This window comes from Paracoccus tegillarcae, from assembly GCF_002847305.1.
In the GTDB taxonomy this organism is placed as follows: domain Bacteria; phylum Pseudomonadota; class Alphaproteobacteria; order Rhodobacterales; family Rhodobacteraceae; genus Paracoccus; species Paracoccus tegillarcae.
Genome location: NZ_CP025408.1, coordinates 480,001 through 495,022 on the forward strand (window position 1 = coordinate 480,001; position 15,022 = coordinate 495,022).

Genomic DNA, 15,022 nt, shown 5'->3' on the forward strand with positions numbered 1-15,022 from the left:
CATGTACGAAAAAACGCGTCGGCGATGTGCAGACTTGGCCCGCGTTGCGGTATTTGCGGATCGCGCTGCTGGTTGCCGCCTTCTCGACGTCGGTGTCTTCGCAGACGATCACAGGGGCATGGCCACCCAGTTCCATCAACACCCGGGTCATGTTTTCGGAGGCCAGCGTCGTCAGGTGGCGCCCGATGGCCGTCGATCCGGTGAACGCGACCAGACGCACCGGATCTTGCCGGATCAGGTGATCCGAAATCTCAGCGGGCTCACCAAAGACAAGGTTCAGCACGCCTGCAGGCAGGCCGGCATCGTGAAACGCCTGAACGATATGCATCGCGCCTGCCGGTGTTTCCTCGGCCGCCTTGAGGATGATTGAGCAGCCAGTTGCCAGTGCGCCGGCAATCTTGCGGCAGGGCTGGCTCATCGGGAAATTCCACGGCGACAGGCCCAGAACAATGCCGACCGGTTCGTGATGAACAACATAGCGCACGCCGGGTGCGGACGGGATCACCCGACCATAGGTGCGCATCGCCTCGCCCGCGTCCCATTCCAAAAACTCACAGCCGCGGATCACCTCCAGCCTTGCCTGGGGCAGCGGCTTGCCGTGTTCTGCGGTGATAGAGCGGGCGATTTCTTCCTGCCGGTCGCGCAAGATCGCCGCAGCCCTCAGCATGATGTCGGCGCGCTTACGCGGGGCTGTACGTCGCCAGACGCGAAACCCCTCATCTGCGGCACTCAAAGCATCGTCCAGGTCTGAAATTCGGGCAATAGGAAGGCGGCCGATCTCTGCCTCCGTCGCGGGGTTGATGACCGACAGATTGTCTGCCGTCTTGCGCCATTCGCCGCCGATATAGAGTTTCAGATCCGGATAACTGCTCATGGTGCCCTCGCAAGGTCGTGTTGCTGATGGGCAGGGTCACATTAGGCTGGCCATCACATCAACGCAATTGAACAAATACTGGTATCCGATTGCGTGATATCAGAGCCTGCTACGCTGGCTGGAACTCTTTGGCCGCAACCTGCAGGGCGTCGAGAAAGGCGCTTCCTGCCGGAGACAGGCTGCGTTCACCCCTGTAGGACACGCCGACTGGCCCGGCACCAAACGGGACAGCCCAGTCAATTCTGGTCAACAGCCCGCTTTCGATATCAAGGGATGCGACATGCGCGGGCAGCAGTCCCACGAAATCATGGGACCGCAGCAGCGAGCGATTGGCGAGATAGGATACCGATTCAATTGCGGTGGCAGGCACATACTGCCCTTGCCGGACGAAATACTGATCCGTCTGCCGCCTGAGGGTGGTTTCAACCGGGGGCAGGATCCAGCCAAATGGCATCAGCTGCTCGAACGACACATTGGCGACACCGGCCATCGGGTGCTGATTGCCTGCGACAGCCATCACCTGCTCGTCAAAGAACTTGACCTGCTCGATCCGCGAGCGATGCCTGTGGCTGGGCAAGCGCCCGACAACCATGTCAATCTCACCCGACAGCAGTGCGGGCATCAACACCTCGTTCGTTCCCTCGACGATCTTGATCGCGACATTGGGCCGGTCCCGCAAAAGGTGCTCGACAGCGATGGGCAACAACCCGGGCGAGGCCGCAAGCAAGGTGCCGACAACGACCCGCCCGCTATTGCCTTCGTTCAGATCATCCAACTCCTGCGCGGCGTTCGATACCTGCGAGAATATCAGCTTGCCATGCCGGATCAGGGCCTCGCCATAAACCGTAGGAACGACCCCCCTATTGGTCCGCTCGAACAGCTTGACCTCAAAATCCAGCTCGAGGTCCTGTATCATCTTGGTCGCGGCAGGTTGCGAGATGCTCAGATTGCGCGCGGCATTCTGAATGTTGCCATGCTGGCCCACGGCGACAAGCAACCTCAGCTGGCGCAGCTTTAGCCGGGTCAGGGCGCGATCGAGGATGCGGGTGTGATTGGATGCCACGTGTCAGCCCCTCAAGTGATGATGGCCGCGTGGCGGCGTTCGATGGCGGCAATGACGCTCATTGCCGCAAGGGCGGAACTGCGCGGATTTTCCGGCAACGGTTTGCCCTCGATCCGAAAGGTAAAGCTGCCAAAGCTGCCCGATGCCTGAATTTCGTGAATGTTGGCGGTGACATCGGGATCGGCGATGAGCCTGACCTTGGTAAGATCGAACCCCATGCCTGCGATCGCCACGGCGGCGGCAACATTCGCATTCTTGGGATAGTCCCTGGCCGCTTGCCGCGCGGTGCCATCAAAATGCATCTCGGCCGAGCGCAGATTTGTCAGGTCGATGCGGTCTTCGGCTGGTGACCCCAACCAGCCCTCGGGCGGCTTGCGGCCCGTATAGGTGACATCCGTCAATCCGCCCACCCGTGCGGCCTGCAGGCAATCAAGCGCGCCGATGGCCCCGCTGGCAAGATGCAGTTGCCCGCCACCCGCCCGAGCCGCCGCCGCCAGATCCCTCTCCAACTCGGGGTCGGAAAGTGCGCCCACCGATACTGACACCAGATCAATGCCTCGCCGCAGGATGGCAGCCCCGTGTTCGACAAGGGCTGCGTGCCCGGCACAATCGACCATCAGGTCAATATCATCCGGTAAATCAGACACCTTCGTCACACGCAGGACGGGCTCATCGCCCGGCGCCTCCCCCCGCGTCCGGCGAACCAGCATCACATGCGGACCAAGCCCCTGCGACCCAAGCTTTTCGGTCACATACTGGCCAATGGCCCCTTCGCCGATCATTCCGATTTTCATCCAGGTCTCCCAACAGTCCTCACCCTATAGCAGGAAACTCTGGGCCCCTTGGTATAGAAATTTTGAATACCCAGTTCACTCCAATCCGATTGGCATCAGGCGGCAAACACACCCTTAGTGGGGCATATCACCCGTGCAAAAGACCCATCGGAGCCGCTCTCATGAAGTATGAAAAACAGGACGCCAAAGCCTATGCGCGTGAGAATATGCGCGGCATCTGGGCAGCGGCACTGAACCCGTTTGACGACAATCTGGCGCTGGATGAGGCCGGGTTGCGCCGCAATATCCGCCACTGGATCGACGATCTGGGCATCGAAGGGCTGTTCATTGCCGGCAAGCAGGGCGAGTTCTGGTCAATGACGCTGGACGAGCGCAAGCGCAACATGACCGTTGCCGCCGAGGAATGCGGCGACAAGGCCGGGACGATCATGTCGATTTCGGATCAGAACGTCAGCACAGTGCTGGAATTGGGCCGCCACGCGCAGGATTGCGGGGCGGACTATGTGGTGGTGCATGCGCCCATGCTCACCTTTTGCCATGATCGGGACGAGGTGTTGTACAACTATTACAAATACCTGTGCGATCGCCTGGACATCGGCATCGCGATGTGGAGCCACCCCGACAGCGGTTATCTGATGCAGCCCGAAACCTGCGCGCGGATTTCCGAGCTTACCAATATCATGGCCATCAAATACTCGGTCCCGCGCGAAATGTATGCGCGTCTGACCAAGATGGTCGGCGACCGGATTCTCGTCTCGACGTCGCAAGAGGATGACTGGCTGGACAATATCGAAGAACTGGGCTGGCAGCTTTATCTGTGCTCTTCGCCGCCCTATCAGTTGCAAACGACAAACGACCGCCGGATGCATGAATATACCGAACTGGCCTTTGCAGGTAAGTTCGATCAGGCGCGGCGCGTGCGCGACAGTCTGGAACCGGTACGCGCGGCGATCCGCGACACCAAGCCCGGCGGGAAACCCACGGCGCATGGCAAATATTGGCAAGAATTGCTGGGCCAGGTCGGCGGGCGCGTGCGCCACCCGATGCTGGAACTGACGGACGCGGAAAAGACCGCGACCAAGGCAGCGTTCGAAGGTTGCGGCCTGCGGATTTGATGCATCGCACATGAGCGGCCAAGGTTTTGCGCTGCTTGCAGCCCTTTTCTACGGGATGGCCGGCGTCACGATTGCCAAAGGCAGATCCACCGCGCGCGGCGACAATGGCGTGTTTCTTTCGGTTCTTGTGACCGCATGCATGTCGGGTGGCTTGTGGCGTCTGCAGGGACAGACCGACGCCTCTGATCTGCTCGCCTCAGATGCGCTGATCCCTGTTGCAGCCTTCATCGCCGCGGGAATGTTCTCGATGGTCATGGGGCGGACCACCATGTACCGCGCGACGGAACAGATCGGCCCGGTGGCAACCAGCCTGCTGCGCCGACTGACGCCGGTTTTCGCGTTGCCCATCGCCTTTCTGATCCTGGCCGAGGTGCCGACCTGGGGGACAGTCCTCGGCGCAGCTTTGGTGATTTGCGCGATCCTGATCCACATCGGCAGACCCACCCTTGTATCAAAAGGCGCGGTAGATGCTGGCTGGGCGATGGGCGTCGCGTCGGCGGTCTTTTACGCCCTGTCCTACGCGCTTCGCAGCTATGGGCTGGATCGCATCCCGGATGCGGCCATGGGCACATTTATCGGCGCACTGGCCGGCCTGCTCTGGATGCAGGGCGCGGCCGCTTTGGGGCCAAAACCGCGCGCGCGATTGCACCGGCTATACGTGGACCAAGGGCGCTGGCACTGGCTGACCGCAATAACGCTGAGTGGCGGGCAGTTGTGTCAGTTCTTTGCGCTTAAATCGACATCGGTCGTGGTGGTCGCCACCCTCGGGTCGCTCGAGGTACTTTTCACCGCTTTTCTGGGCCACGCACTTCTTGGCCGCACGCGGATCGGACAAGCTCGCATCTGGCTGCCGGCGGGCCTGGCAGCCATAGGAACCGCTCTGCTGATGTTGTAGGAACCGCTATCATGAAAACTGATATCTACATTCTTAGAAACAAATATTTCGTGGCCGCAAATTCCCCTACGCTTTCAGCTAGACAAGACCTTCCATGCGGCAACGGAGCAAACACATGTCCAATCATCCAACATTGAAGCCCTTCAATTTCAAACGTTGGGTCGAAGAGAACGCCGACAAGCTGCGTCCCCCGGTCGGGAACCAGCTGCTGCACAAAGAAGGTGACATGATCGTCATGGTCGTTGGTGGCCCCAATACCCGCGTCGATTTTCACGATGACCCGGTGGAAGAATGGTTCTTTCAGCAAAAGGGCGACATGATGCTCAAGATCGCCGATGGCGGCAAAATCTATGATGTGCCAGTGCGCGAAGGCGAAGTTTTCATGCTGCCGCCACATACCCGCCACGCGCCGCAGCGCCCACAAGAGGGTTCAATCGGTATCGTCGTGGAGGCCCCTCGCCAGCCCGGCATGATGGAAGGGTTCGAATGGTATTGCTTCAACTGTGAAGGCTTGGTGCATCGCGCCGAGTTGGCCCTTGATGGCCCCGAGGGCATCGTCACCGCCCTGCCACAGATCTACGAGGCCTTTCATAACAGCGACGAGGCGCGCACCTGCCCGCATTGCGGCACCATGCATCCCGGCAAAGGGAAACCACCCGCGGATTGGGTGCAATTATAAAAACGAATAAGACAGAAAACATGATCAGGGAGATCAGAATGACATTCATGGGTAAAGCACTCGGGGGCGCGGCCTTCGCTGCATTGGCTGGTCTAACGACGACTGCAGCGATGGCCGAAGACTTTCGCATCGGGCTGATTACGCCGCCGCAGCATATCTGGACCAAGGCCGCAGAGGCCTTTGGCACCGAGTTGGCCGAAGCCAGCGGTGGTGCGCATAGCCTGACGGTCTTTCCGGCAAGCCAACTGGGCAACGAATCCGAGATGCTGCAGCAATTGCAGACCGGCGCGCTGGACATGGCATTCATGACCGTGGCCGAAGTCTCCAACCGGGCGCGTGATTTCGGCGCTTTCTACGCCCCCTATCTGGCAAATGACATCGAACATGCCGGACAAATCCTGCGCAGCGACACCGCAAAATCGCTGCTCGAGCAACTGCCCGCAGAAGTCGGGGTTGTCGGCACGGGTTATGGCATGGCTGGCCTGCGCCAGATTGTCAGCCGCGGTGACATCACCTCGGCTGCAGATCTCGCTGGCCTCAAGCTGCGCATCACCCCCTTCGAGCCGATCCTCGATTTCTACAATGCCTTCGGCGCGGCACCTACGCCCATGCCGCTGCCAGAGGTCTATGACGCGCTGGCCAATGGTCAGGTTGACGCAATCGACATGGATGCCGAATTGATCTGGGTCCTGAAATACTATGAGCAGGCCGATACGATCGTGCAGTCCGATCACATGATGTTCCCGATGGTCGGGCTGGTCTCGGGCAAGGTCTGGGCGGATATGTCGGGGGATGACCGCGCCATGGTCGGTGAACTGATGGCCAAACATGTCGACAGCACCATCGATTCCTACATCGAAAAGGAACAAGGGTGGCTGGATCAGATAGCCGAAACCGGCAAGACCTATACCAAGGTTGACGAATCCTTCTTTGGTGATGCTGTCGACAAATGGAACGCGATCTGGTCCGAAAAGTCCGCCGCGCTTGACGGCTTGCGCGAGGTCGCGGCTGATACGGCCAACTGAGACGAGAGGTCGGAACGATCCCGGGGCGCAACGCACTTGCGCCCCGTTTTCATGGGAGAATCGGATATGCTGGGCAGGGCTTCTGCAAACTGGGCACGCGTTGAAATGGCGCTTGCAGCGGCAATGGCCGCCGCAATCACGCTGCTGATCCTTTTGAATGTCGCAACGCGCAGCCTTGGGGTCGCGCTCTTTTGGGTCGATGAACTGGCCATCTATGCCATGGCGTGGATGACATTCCTGGGCGCCTCGGCAGCCCTGCACTATGGCCACGCGGTCGCTGTCACCATCCTGACGGACGTCCTGCCGCGCACCATCAGGACAGGGGCGGCGATTTTGGCGGATCTGATCGTGCTGATCTTTGCCTTGTTCATGATCTGGTTCTGCTGGCGCTGGTTCTCGCCATTGGAACTTGCGCGGCAGGGATTTGATACCAAGGCCTTTCAAGCGGCCACCTTCAATTTCATCTATGCCGAACCGACGACGACCTTGGGGATCAAGAAAGCCTGGGTCTGGAGCGTGATGTGGTTCTTTGCCCTCGGCGCAACCCTGCACAGTCTTGCCAATCTGTTTGACCGTAGCGATCGTGCCAGAGGCGCCCCATGACACCACTTATCTTTGCGTTCAAACTGCTGATCGCGGTGCCGGTGGCGTTGGTGCTTGCTCTGACGGCAATCTGGTACATCTGGGAAAGCGGCAACACGGTCCTCTACGACAGTTTTGCCCAAAAGATGTTTGCGGGCCTCGAAAACTACGGGCTGCTTGCGATCCCCCTGTTCATGCTGACCGGTGAAATGATGAACGAGGGCGGCATGACCGGCAGGCTCATCAACGCGGCCCGTGTCTTCGTGGGCGGGTTCCGGGGCGGTCTGGCCTATATCAACCTGCTCGCCAATATGTTCATGGCCGCAATTATCGGATCGGCGACGGCGCAAATCGCGGTGATGGCGCGCGCCATGACGCCCGAGATGGAGAAAGAGGGCTACGACAAGGGTTTTGCCGCCGCCACGACTGCCGCCGGCGGGCTGCTGGCCCCTGTCATCCCGCCCTCGATGATGTTTGTCATCTACGGCGTGTTGGCCCAGGTTCCCATTGGCGAAATGTTCCTGGCTGGCATTCTGCCGGGCCTCTTGCTTGCCAGTTCCTTCGCGGCTGTCATCGCATTGATTGGCTTTATTCAAGGGTTTCCCAAGGGCGACTGGTTCACCCGCAAAGAGGCAATCTCGGCACTCTTGGCCTGCCTGCCTGCTGCGCTGATCCCCATCGCGATCATCGGCGGGATCCTGTTCGGAATCGCCACGCCGACCGAATCCGCAGCCATCGCCTCGCTGATCGCCTTTCTTGTAGGCTGGCTGATCTACGGCGAATTAAAGCCGCGTTCGCTGCTGGAGATGTTCCGGCGCACTGCCGTGAACGCGTCAATGATCGTGTTCATGATCGCGGCGGCAAACGTATTTGGCTGGGTCATCATCTACGAGGCTCTGCCGCAGAAACTGGCGGCCCTGATCACAACCGTCACCAGCGATCCCTTCATGTTCCTGCTGATCGTCAACGTGATCTTGCTGCTGGTCGGCATGCTGATCGACGGCATTGCGGCCGTTATTCTGATCACGCCAATACTGCTGCCCATCGCGATGAATGACTACAGCATCAGCCCCTATCAGTTTGGCGTTGTCATGTGTCTGAACCTCGTGCTGGGCCTGTTGACCCCACCTGTCGGTGTCGGTCTCTATATCGCCTCTTCGATGAGTGGTGCATCGCCGGGCCGCATCCTGCGTTCGCTTTGGCCGTTCTTGCTGGCGGTTGCAGCAATCCTGGTCTTGCTCAGCCGGTTTCCAGCGATCTCCACGGCGTTGATCTAGCGCCTGCAGTGGCTGGGCGGTTCAGGCCAACCGCAGTCGAACGATGAACGCGCGCTTGCACGATCAATGACGGAGGCAGCAAAACGCAAAGGCGCGGCCCGAAGGCCGCGCTTTTTTCGTTGGTGCTTCTGGATCAAAACCATCCAGAACGGATCTGCAAAGATCAGCGCTTCGAGAACTGGAAGCTACGGCGAGCCTTGGCCTTACCGTATTTCTTCCGCTCGACCACGCGGCTGTCGCGGGTCAGGAAGCCGGCGGCTTTCAGCGCGGCGCGCAGGGTCGGTTCATGCAGTTGCAGCGCCTGGCTGATACCGTGCTTCACGGCGCCTGCCTGGCCGGACAAACCGCCGCCCTTGACGGTGGCCTGCACGTCATACTGACCGCTGACGCCGGCAACCTCGAAGGGCTGGCGCAGGATCATCTGCAGCACCGGACGCGCGAAATATTCGCTCATGTCCTTGCCGTTCACCATGACCTTGCCGGAACCGGGGCGAACCCAGACGCGAGCCACGGCATCCTTGCGTTTGCCGGTCGCATAAGAACGACCCAGATCGTCGCGCTTGGCCTCGTACAGCGGCGCGGCGGCGACGGCGTCAGCAGGGGCGTCGGCAGTGGCGGTATCCGCCGCGCTGCCCGCAACGGCCGATTTCAGTTCGTCGAGAGATTTGATGTCTTCAGCCATAATCACGCGCTCCGGGTGTTCTTGGCGTTCATGGACTTGACGTCCAGAACTTCGGGCTGCTGTGCCTCATGCGGGTGCTCGGTCCCGGCATAGACGCGCAGATTGGTCATCTGCTGCTTGCCCAGTTTGTTGCGGCTGATCATCCGCTCGACCGCCTTGGTGACGACGCGCTCGGGATGCGCACCTTCCAGCAATTGGCGTGCGGTGCGGTGCTTGATGCCGCCCGGATGGCCAGTGTGCCAGAAGTATTTCTTGTCATCGCGCTTGTTGCCGGTCATCTGCACCTTGTCGGCGTTGATGATGATGACGTTGTCGCCCATATCCATGTGCGGAGTGAAGGTCGGCTTGTGCTTGCCGCGCAGCCGGTTGGCGACGATCGTTGCAAGGCGGCCCAGAACGATGCCCTCGGCGTCGATCAGGATCCACTTCTTCTCGATCTCCGCCGGTTTAGCGGTATAGGTTTTCATCTTGCGTCCCTTTGATGGGGGTAAATTCGAGATGCAGCTATATCGTGAATATCCACGACCCCGTCAAGCGACATGATGCTTAATTACTCAAGCAAAATCAGCATCTTAACAAATAGGTATTTAAATACCCCACTCTAGCCCCCTGAATTCGGGCGGTTCTGAGGAATCGAGTAGGTCATAGAGCAGCGGGCGACCGGCTGATCCTGCCCGTCCGAAAAGATCAGCGCCTCCCCTACGGCCAACACCCGCCCCAATTTGAGGATCCGGCATTGGGCCAGCAAATCGCACCCGGCCTCGGGTTTGCGCATGAAATCGATGCTGGCATTGGTCGTGACCGCCAGCGCGACCGGACCGATGCGCGACAGAATGGCCGTATAGATCGCCAGATCCGCCAAGGCGAACATCGAAGGCCCGCTCACGGTTCCGCCGGGCCGCAGATGCGACTGGTTGACCTTCAACCGCGCGACCAGAACCTCATCATCAGCCGTATCGACGATAAATTCGCCCGCTATCTGCTGAAATTCGCGCGCCAGAAACGCATTCAGCGCATCTGCATCCATTGTCAGACCCATACTTTCCCCCCTTGCCAATCCGCTCTAGAGTTTCGGCAGCCGAGGAGGAATTCAAGATGGATCAGCTGGTCTTACGCAACGATACGGGTCATGTGGCACGGCTGACGCTGAACAGCCCAAAGAATTTCAACGCACTGTCGGTCGAAATGATTGCCGCACTGAGCGATCATCTGACCGCAATCGCAGACGATGACAGCATTCGCGCCGTGATCCTGTCGGGCACAGGCAAGGCTTTTTGCGCCGGGCATGACCTGCGGCAGATGCAATCCGCGCGCGATTTGCCGGATGGCGGCGGTGCGGCCTATCAGAGCCTGTTCGACGATTGCGCGCGCATGATGCAGATGATCCCTGCCCTGCCCCAACCCGTCATCGCGCAAGTGCACGGTATCGCCACGGCGGCGGGCTGCCAGTTGGTCGCCAGCTGCGATCTGGCCATCGCTGCCGAAGGCACGCGCTTTGGCGTGAACGGGGTCAATATCGGACTTTTCTGTTCGACCCCGATGGTCGCACTCAGCCGCGTGATCCCGCCCAAGGCAGCCTTTGAAATGCTGACGACCGGTAACTTCATCGACGCTGTCCGTGCGCGTGAACTGGGCCTGATAAACCAGATCGCACCCGGTGATGAACTGGCGGATCAGGCCCTGAGCATGGCCCAGACCATCGCCGCGAAACTGCCCGCCGCCGTGCGTATGGGAAAGCGCGCCTTTCACGACCAGATGGGTCTTGGATTGGCCGATGCTTACGGGCGCGCAGGCGGCACCATGTGCGAAAACATGATGCTGCCGGAAACGGATGAAGGCATCACGGCATTTCTGGAAAAGCGGCCGCCCAACTGGTCCTGAGGTGGGCTGTCTTGATGGGCACAAGGTGGCTGTAGCGGCGCCTTAACCCAACATGGCCAGCGCCGGAAATGTCTCGAGCAGCCAATAGGCAAAGGCCGCGAAAGCACCCGTCAGCAGCATTATCCCGACGATCACCAGCAGCCCGCCCATGACCCGCTCGATGGTGCCCATATAGGGTTTGATGCGGTTCATCAGACCGATCGAGCGGTTGATGAATATCGCCGATAGCAGGAACGGAATGCCCAAACCCATGGCATAAACCGCCAGCAGCGCCGTGCCCCGGCCCATCTCTCCACCCGCCGCGGCAAGCGACAGGATCATGCCCAGCTGCGGCCCGATGCAGGGCGTCCAGCCAAAGGCAAAGGCCAGCCCCAGGACAAACGCGCCGAAGGCGGTACCGCCCTGCTCGCCCGCCTCCAGCCGTGCCTCTTGGTCAAGAAAAGGGATGCGGATGACATGCAGGAAATGCAGGCCCATCACGATGACCATTACCCCGGCAATCCGCGACAGCCATTCCTGATACTGCAGAAACGCCCGCCCAAAGGCAGACGCGGCAAAGCCCATGACCAGAAAAACGACCGACAGGCCCAGAACGAACATCAGCGCCGGGCCGATGGCACTGCGCTCGCCCGATTTCAGCCCGCCGACATTCACCCCGGTCATATAGGCCAGATAGGGTGGAACGATGGGCAGGACGCATGGCGACAGAAACGACAACAGACCAGCCAGCATCGCGACCAGCGCGGCAGGCAAAAAGGCGGCTTCGGCAAGTTCGATTCCCAGCATGGCGGCACTCTAACGCGCGAAACCGAAACGGAAAGAGCGTATCAGGTCACGCCTGCGTGGGGTGACCGGTCCGGATCGCCCGGACCGGCCCGTTTCTTCAACGGCCGAGTGACCACCAACCGCGCCGCTTAGGCCGCGCGGGACGTTCTTCGGGCTGAGTTTCGGCCTGTTCGGACGCATCAGCACCGACCAACGCGGCCTTTGGCTCTGGCTCAACTTCGGCGGCCTGTGCAGGCTCGGGCTGTTGCTCGGCCTCCGGCTCGGGTGCTTCTTCAGCCACCTCTTCGGGAACGATCACGGGCATCGCAGGCTCGGCGTTGCTCTCGGCATCAACAACCGGCTCTGGGGCGACAGGTGCCGGGGCCGCTGCAATCTCTTGCGGCACGTCTGCTGGCGCATCCGGTTGGGCATCCTGCGAGGCAGCGGCAATTGCGGCTGTCTCAGTGCCGTCATTGGCCTCATCGCCCTCATCCGACTTGCGACGCGAACGGCTGCGGCTCTTGCGCGGCTTTTTCGGCTTGGCATCCTCGTCTGCCTCAGCCGCTGTCACCTTTTGCGCCCCGCGGTCATCCGAGTCCGTCTCATCGGCGTCATTCGATGCGTCGGCGGTCTCGGACTGATCCGCGTTGCCGTCATCATTGGCGCCCTGATCCTGATCAGAGCGATCTCCGGATTTCCGCCGCCGACGACGCCGGCGGCGCTTGCCGCGCCCCTCGCCATTCGAATCGCCGCGATCCTCGCTGCTGCGGGCCTCGGCTGTCTCGGCCGGCTGGTCCTCATCGGTGTCTGTCTCGGCCTCGGCCTCAATGACATCATCTGCATCATCAATCTGCGCCATCAGCTGCGCGCTGGCCGATACGGCTGCACTCTCGACTTCGGGCACGATCCGCGTCGCAGTCTTGAATTTTTCCAGCGTGTAGTCGGGCGAGATCAGCGATGGATCGGCCTCGACGCGAACCGACATGCCATAACGCATCTCGATCGTCGCGATATGCTCGCGCTTGCCGTTCATCAGGAAATTGGCAACCGCAACCGGCGCCTTGACCAGAATCTCGCGCGAGCGCTTGCGGGTGCCTTCTTCCTCAACCGCGCGCAGGATCGTCAGCGCCAGACTGTCATCGGAGCGGATCAGCCCGGTGCCGTGGCAATGCGCACAAGGCTGCGTGGTCGATTCCAGCATCCCCGGACGCAGCCGCTGACGGCTCATCTCCATCAGGCCAAAACCGCTGATCTTGCCCACCTGGATACGGGCACGGTCGGTTTTCAACCGGTCTTTCAGGCGCTTCTCGACAGAGGCGTTGTTCTTGCGCTCTTCCATGTCGATGAAGTCGATCACGATCAGCCCCGCCAGATCGCGCAGGCGCAACTGGCGGGCAACTTCGTCGCAGGCCTCAAGGTTGGTCTTGGTCGCGGTGTCCTCGATGCTGCCTTCCTTGGTCGCGCGGCCAGAGTTCACATCGATGGCCACCAGCGCCTCGGTCACACCGATGACGATATAGCCACCCGATTTCAACTGGACGGTCGGGTTGAACATGCCGCCAAGATAGCTTTCCACCTGAAAGCGCGCGAAAAGCGGCATCTGATCGGTGTAATGTTTCACGTTGCGGGCGTGGGACGGCATGATCATCTTCATGAAGTCCTTGGCGGTGCGATAGCCGCGCTCGCCCTCGACCAGCACTTCGTCGATCTCTTTGCTGTAAAGATCGCGGATGCTGCGCTTGATCAGATCGCCCTCTTCATAGATCGGCGCAGGTGCGACGGATTTGAACGTCAGATCGCGGATCTGTTCCCAGAGCCGCATCAGATATTCATAGTCGCGCCGGACCTCGGTCTTGGTGCGCTGGCTGCCGGCGGTGCGGATGATCAGGCCCGCGCCTTTCGGAACGGCCAGTTCGGACGCGATATCTTTCAGCTTCTTGCGGTCAGCCGCATTGGTGATCTTGCGGGAAATCCCGCCACCGCGCGCAGTGTTCGGCATCAGCACGCAATAGCGACCGGCCAGCGACAGATAGGTCGTCAGCGCAGCGCCCTTGTTGCCGCGCTCTTCCTTGACCACCTGCACCAGCAGGATCTGCCGAACCTTGACGACTTCCTGGATCTTGTAGCGGCGCTGGCGCGGCTTTTTCGGCGTGCGGATCTCTTCGGTCACATCATCATCGGCAACCGATTCAATGTTCTCATCCTTGTCAGAGGCTTCCACCGCGTCTGCCTGATCGGCATCCTGGTCATTGCTCTGGTCGCGATCGTCGTCCTGATCAGCGTCCTTGACGTCCAGCGTCTCCATCCCGGGCACGTCGTCCGAGGCGACGGTTTCATCCGTCTGGGTGTTCGCCTCGGGTTTGGCTTTGCCGCGCCGGCGCGACGGTTTGGGCTTGCTGGCGCGCGCCGCCTCTTCGGCAGCAATGGCCTCGGCATAGGCTTGCTCTTCGGCCAGCAAGGCATCGCGGTCAGCCGCAGGGATCTGGTAGTAATCAGGGTGAATTTCGGCGAAGGCCAGGAAACCGTGACGGTTGCCGCCATAGTCCACAAATGCGGCCTGCAGCGACGGTTCGACCCGCGTGACTTTTGCCAGATAAATATTGCCGGCCAGTTGCCGCTTGTTCAGTGTCTCAAAGTCAAATTCTTCGACCTTGGTTCCATCGGCCACGACGACCCGAGTTTCCTCGGCATGTGTCGCGTCGATCAGCATCTTTTTTGCCATGAGATTTTCTTTCGCGCAGGCGCACGCTTGCCGGCCCAGGCGGGCCAGACAATTTACGGCTGCGGTGTGATGGGAACGCGGGCGCGCCGGGTGGTGCGGATGACGCGGCCGGCCTGTCAGCCTGCCTTAACGTCCCTGCCATACCCAAAGCGCGTTCCATCGCGTTCGTTACCTGTGTTGGCCCCAGATCCATGAGGATCATGACGGCTAGCGAATTCCGCCCCAAAACGACCATATCGTATCAGGGGCGAGAGTTTTCCGCGCGACGCTTGCCGCCCGTCCATGGGTAGCCAGAGGAGCCGCGCTGCGAAACTGTTGGCAAGGCACAACCAAAAGTTGAGGGAGGTGCACTGCGTATGAACAACATAGTGGTTCAAGCGGGGAAAATTCAATGGATAAAACGCACTCGCCCGATTCTGTCCGCGACAGAAAGCCTGTCCAACCCTCGGCGGCCCTTGTTTTCTGGCGATGATCTTGTCCTTCGCACTCTCCGCGGACCGTATTCACCCCCTGCCGAGACCAGGGCACGCAAACGCCCAGTTCCCCAACGTTAAAGACGCGGGCAAATCGTTCATCGACGACATGGGAATTGGCGCACCCGAGAGGATTCGAACCTCTGGCCTCTGCCTTCGGAGGGCAGCGCTCTATCCAGCTGAGCTACGGGTGCC

At 60.4% G+C, this 15,022-nt stretch carries 15 protein-coding genes and 1 tRNA gene (1 of these 16 cut by a window edge); 7 read left to right on the forward strand and 9 right to left on the reverse strand.

From position 1 onward, the window contains the following. The 3 genes from CUV01_RS02410 to CUV01_RS02420 form a co-directional block, all read right to left on the reverse strand. A protein-coding gene (locus CUV01_RS02410; protein WP_101459068.1) for an NAD-dependent succinate-semialdehyde dehydrogenase crosses the window boundary here: on the reverse strand, nucleotides 1-874 show its 5' portion. Its footprint begins 563 nt before the window's first position; the window shows 874 of its 1,437 coding nt (coding positions 1-874); it begins with the start codon at nucleotides 872-874; its stop codon lies off the left edge, out of view. Between the two features lie 109 nt (nucleotides 875-983). Continuing rightward, on the reverse strand, nucleotides 984-1,937 hold the full coding sequence (locus CUV01_RS02415; RefSeq protein WP_101459069.1) for a LysR family transcriptional regulator: 954 nt from the start codon (nucleotides 1,935-1,937) through the stop codon (nucleotides 984-986). Nucleotides 1,938-1,948: 11 nt separating this feature from the next. Next, nucleotides 1,949-2,731 (reverse strand): aspartate dehydrogenase, encoded by a 783-nt coding sequence (locus CUV01_RS02420; protein WP_101459070.1) that lies wholly within the window; start codon nucleotides 2,729-2,731, stop codon nucleotides 1,949-1,951. Between the two features lie 161 nt (nucleotides 2,732-2,892). On the opposite strand from CUV01_RS02420, the gene CUV01_RS02425 reads away from it, so the two are divergent. The 6 genes from CUV01_RS02425 (at nucleotide 2,893) to CUV01_RS02450 (ending at nucleotide 8,304) form a co-directional block, all read left to right on the forward strand. Then, nucleotides 2,893-3,846, forward strand: a complete 954-nt coding sequence (locus tag CUV01_RS02425) for a dihydrodipicolinate synthase family protein (protein WP_101459071.1) — start codon at nucleotides 2,893-2,895, stop codon at nucleotides 3,844-3,846. A gap of 10 nt (nucleotides 3,847-3,856) precedes the next feature. Beyond that, nucleotides 3,857-4,741 (forward strand): DMT family transporter, encoded by an 885-nt coding sequence (locus CUV01_RS02430; RefSeq protein WP_101459072.1) that lies wholly within the window; start codon nucleotides 3,857-3,859, stop codon nucleotides 4,739-4,741. A 115-nt stretch (nucleotides 4,742-4,856) separates the two neighbouring features. After that, the gene (locus tag CUV01_RS02435; protein WP_101459073.1) at nucleotides 4,857-5,420 is read left to right on the forward strand and encodes a 3-hydroxyanthranilate 3,4-dioxygenase; all 564 of its coding nucleotides are present in this window, start codon (nucleotides 4,857-4,859) and stop codon (nucleotides 5,418-5,420) included. A gap of 38 nt (nucleotides 5,421-5,458) precedes the next feature. Then, nucleotides 5,459-6,445: a TRAP transporter substrate-binding protein gene (locus tag CUV01_RS02440; RefSeq protein ID WP_101461806.1), complete on the forward strand. Its 987-nt coding sequence runs from the start codon at nucleotides 5,459-5,461 to the stop codon at nucleotides 6,443-6,445. Between the two features lie 66 nt (nucleotides 6,446-6,511). Then, nucleotides 6,512-7,048, forward strand: a complete 537-nt coding sequence (locus CUV01_RS02445; RefSeq protein WP_101461807.1) for a TRAP transporter small permease — start codon at nucleotides 6,512-6,514, stop codon at nucleotides 7,046-7,048. After that, nucleotides 7,045-8,304, forward strand: coding sequence for a TRAP transporter large permease (locus CUV01_RS02450; RefSeq protein ID WP_101459074.1), 1,260 nt, complete (start codon nucleotides 7,045-7,047; stop codon nucleotides 8,302-8,304). The genes CUV01_RS02445 and CUV01_RS02450 overlap by 4 nt, the downstream gene beginning before the upstream one ends. Before the next feature lie 163 nt (nucleotides 8,305-8,467). Here CUV01_RS02450 and rpsI read toward each other — a convergent pair whose 3' ends face one another. From rpsI to CUV01_RS02465, 3 genes are all read right to left on the reverse strand, one after another. Beyond that, nucleotides 8,468-8,986, reverse strand: a complete 519-nt coding sequence (gene rpsI / locus CUV01_RS02455) for a 30S ribosomal protein S9 (RefSeq protein ID WP_101459075.1) — start codon at nucleotides 8,984-8,986, stop codon at nucleotides 8,468-8,470. A gap of 2 nt (nucleotides 8,987-8,988) precedes the next feature. After that, a complete protein-coding gene (rplM, locus tag CUV01_RS02460; protein ID WP_101459076.1) occupies nucleotides 8,989-9,453 on the reverse strand; it encodes a 50S ribosomal protein L13 in 465 nt (154 codons plus the stop codon). Between the two features lie 134 nt (nucleotides 9,454-9,587). Then, nucleotides 9,588-10,025: a PaaI family thioesterase gene (locus tag CUV01_RS02465; protein WP_101459077.1), complete on the reverse strand. Its 438-nt coding sequence runs from the start codon at nucleotides 10,023-10,025 to the stop codon at nucleotides 9,588-9,590. 56 nt (nucleotides 10,026-10,081) lie between these two features. On the opposite strand from CUV01_RS02465, the gene CUV01_RS02470 reads away from it, so the two are divergent. Next, nucleotides 10,082-10,867: an enoyl-CoA hydratase gene (locus tag CUV01_RS02470; RefSeq protein WP_101459078.1), complete on the forward strand. Its 786-nt coding sequence runs from the start codon at nucleotides 10,082-10,084 to the stop codon at nucleotides 10,865-10,867. A 42-nt stretch (nucleotides 10,868-10,909) separates the two neighbouring features. Here the strand turns inward: CUV01_RS02470 and CUV01_RS02475 are convergent, their stop codons facing one another. The 3 genes from CUV01_RS02475 to CUV01_RS02485 all read right to left on the reverse strand — a co-directional run bounded on the left by CUV01_RS02475 (nucleotide 10,910) and on the right by CUV01_RS02485 (nucleotide 15,021). Then, the gene (locus tag CUV01_RS02475; protein ID WP_101459079.1) at nucleotides 10,910-11,653 is read right to left on the reverse strand and encodes a cytochrome c biogenesis CcdA family protein; all 744 of its coding nucleotides are present in this window, start codon (nucleotides 11,651-11,653) and stop codon (nucleotides 10,910-10,912) included. A gap of 97 nt (nucleotides 11,654-11,750) precedes the next feature. Next, on the reverse strand, nucleotides 11,751-14,354 hold the full coding sequence (locus tag CUV01_RS02480) for an Rne/Rng family ribonuclease (RefSeq protein ID WP_101459080.1): 2,604 nt from the start codon (nucleotides 14,352-14,354) through the stop codon (nucleotides 11,751-11,753). Between the two features lie 590 nt (nucleotides 14,355-14,944). Next, nucleotides 14,945-15,021 (reverse strand) — tRNA-Arg (locus tag CUV01_RS02485). Nucleotide 15,022: the final 1 nt, after the last annotated feature.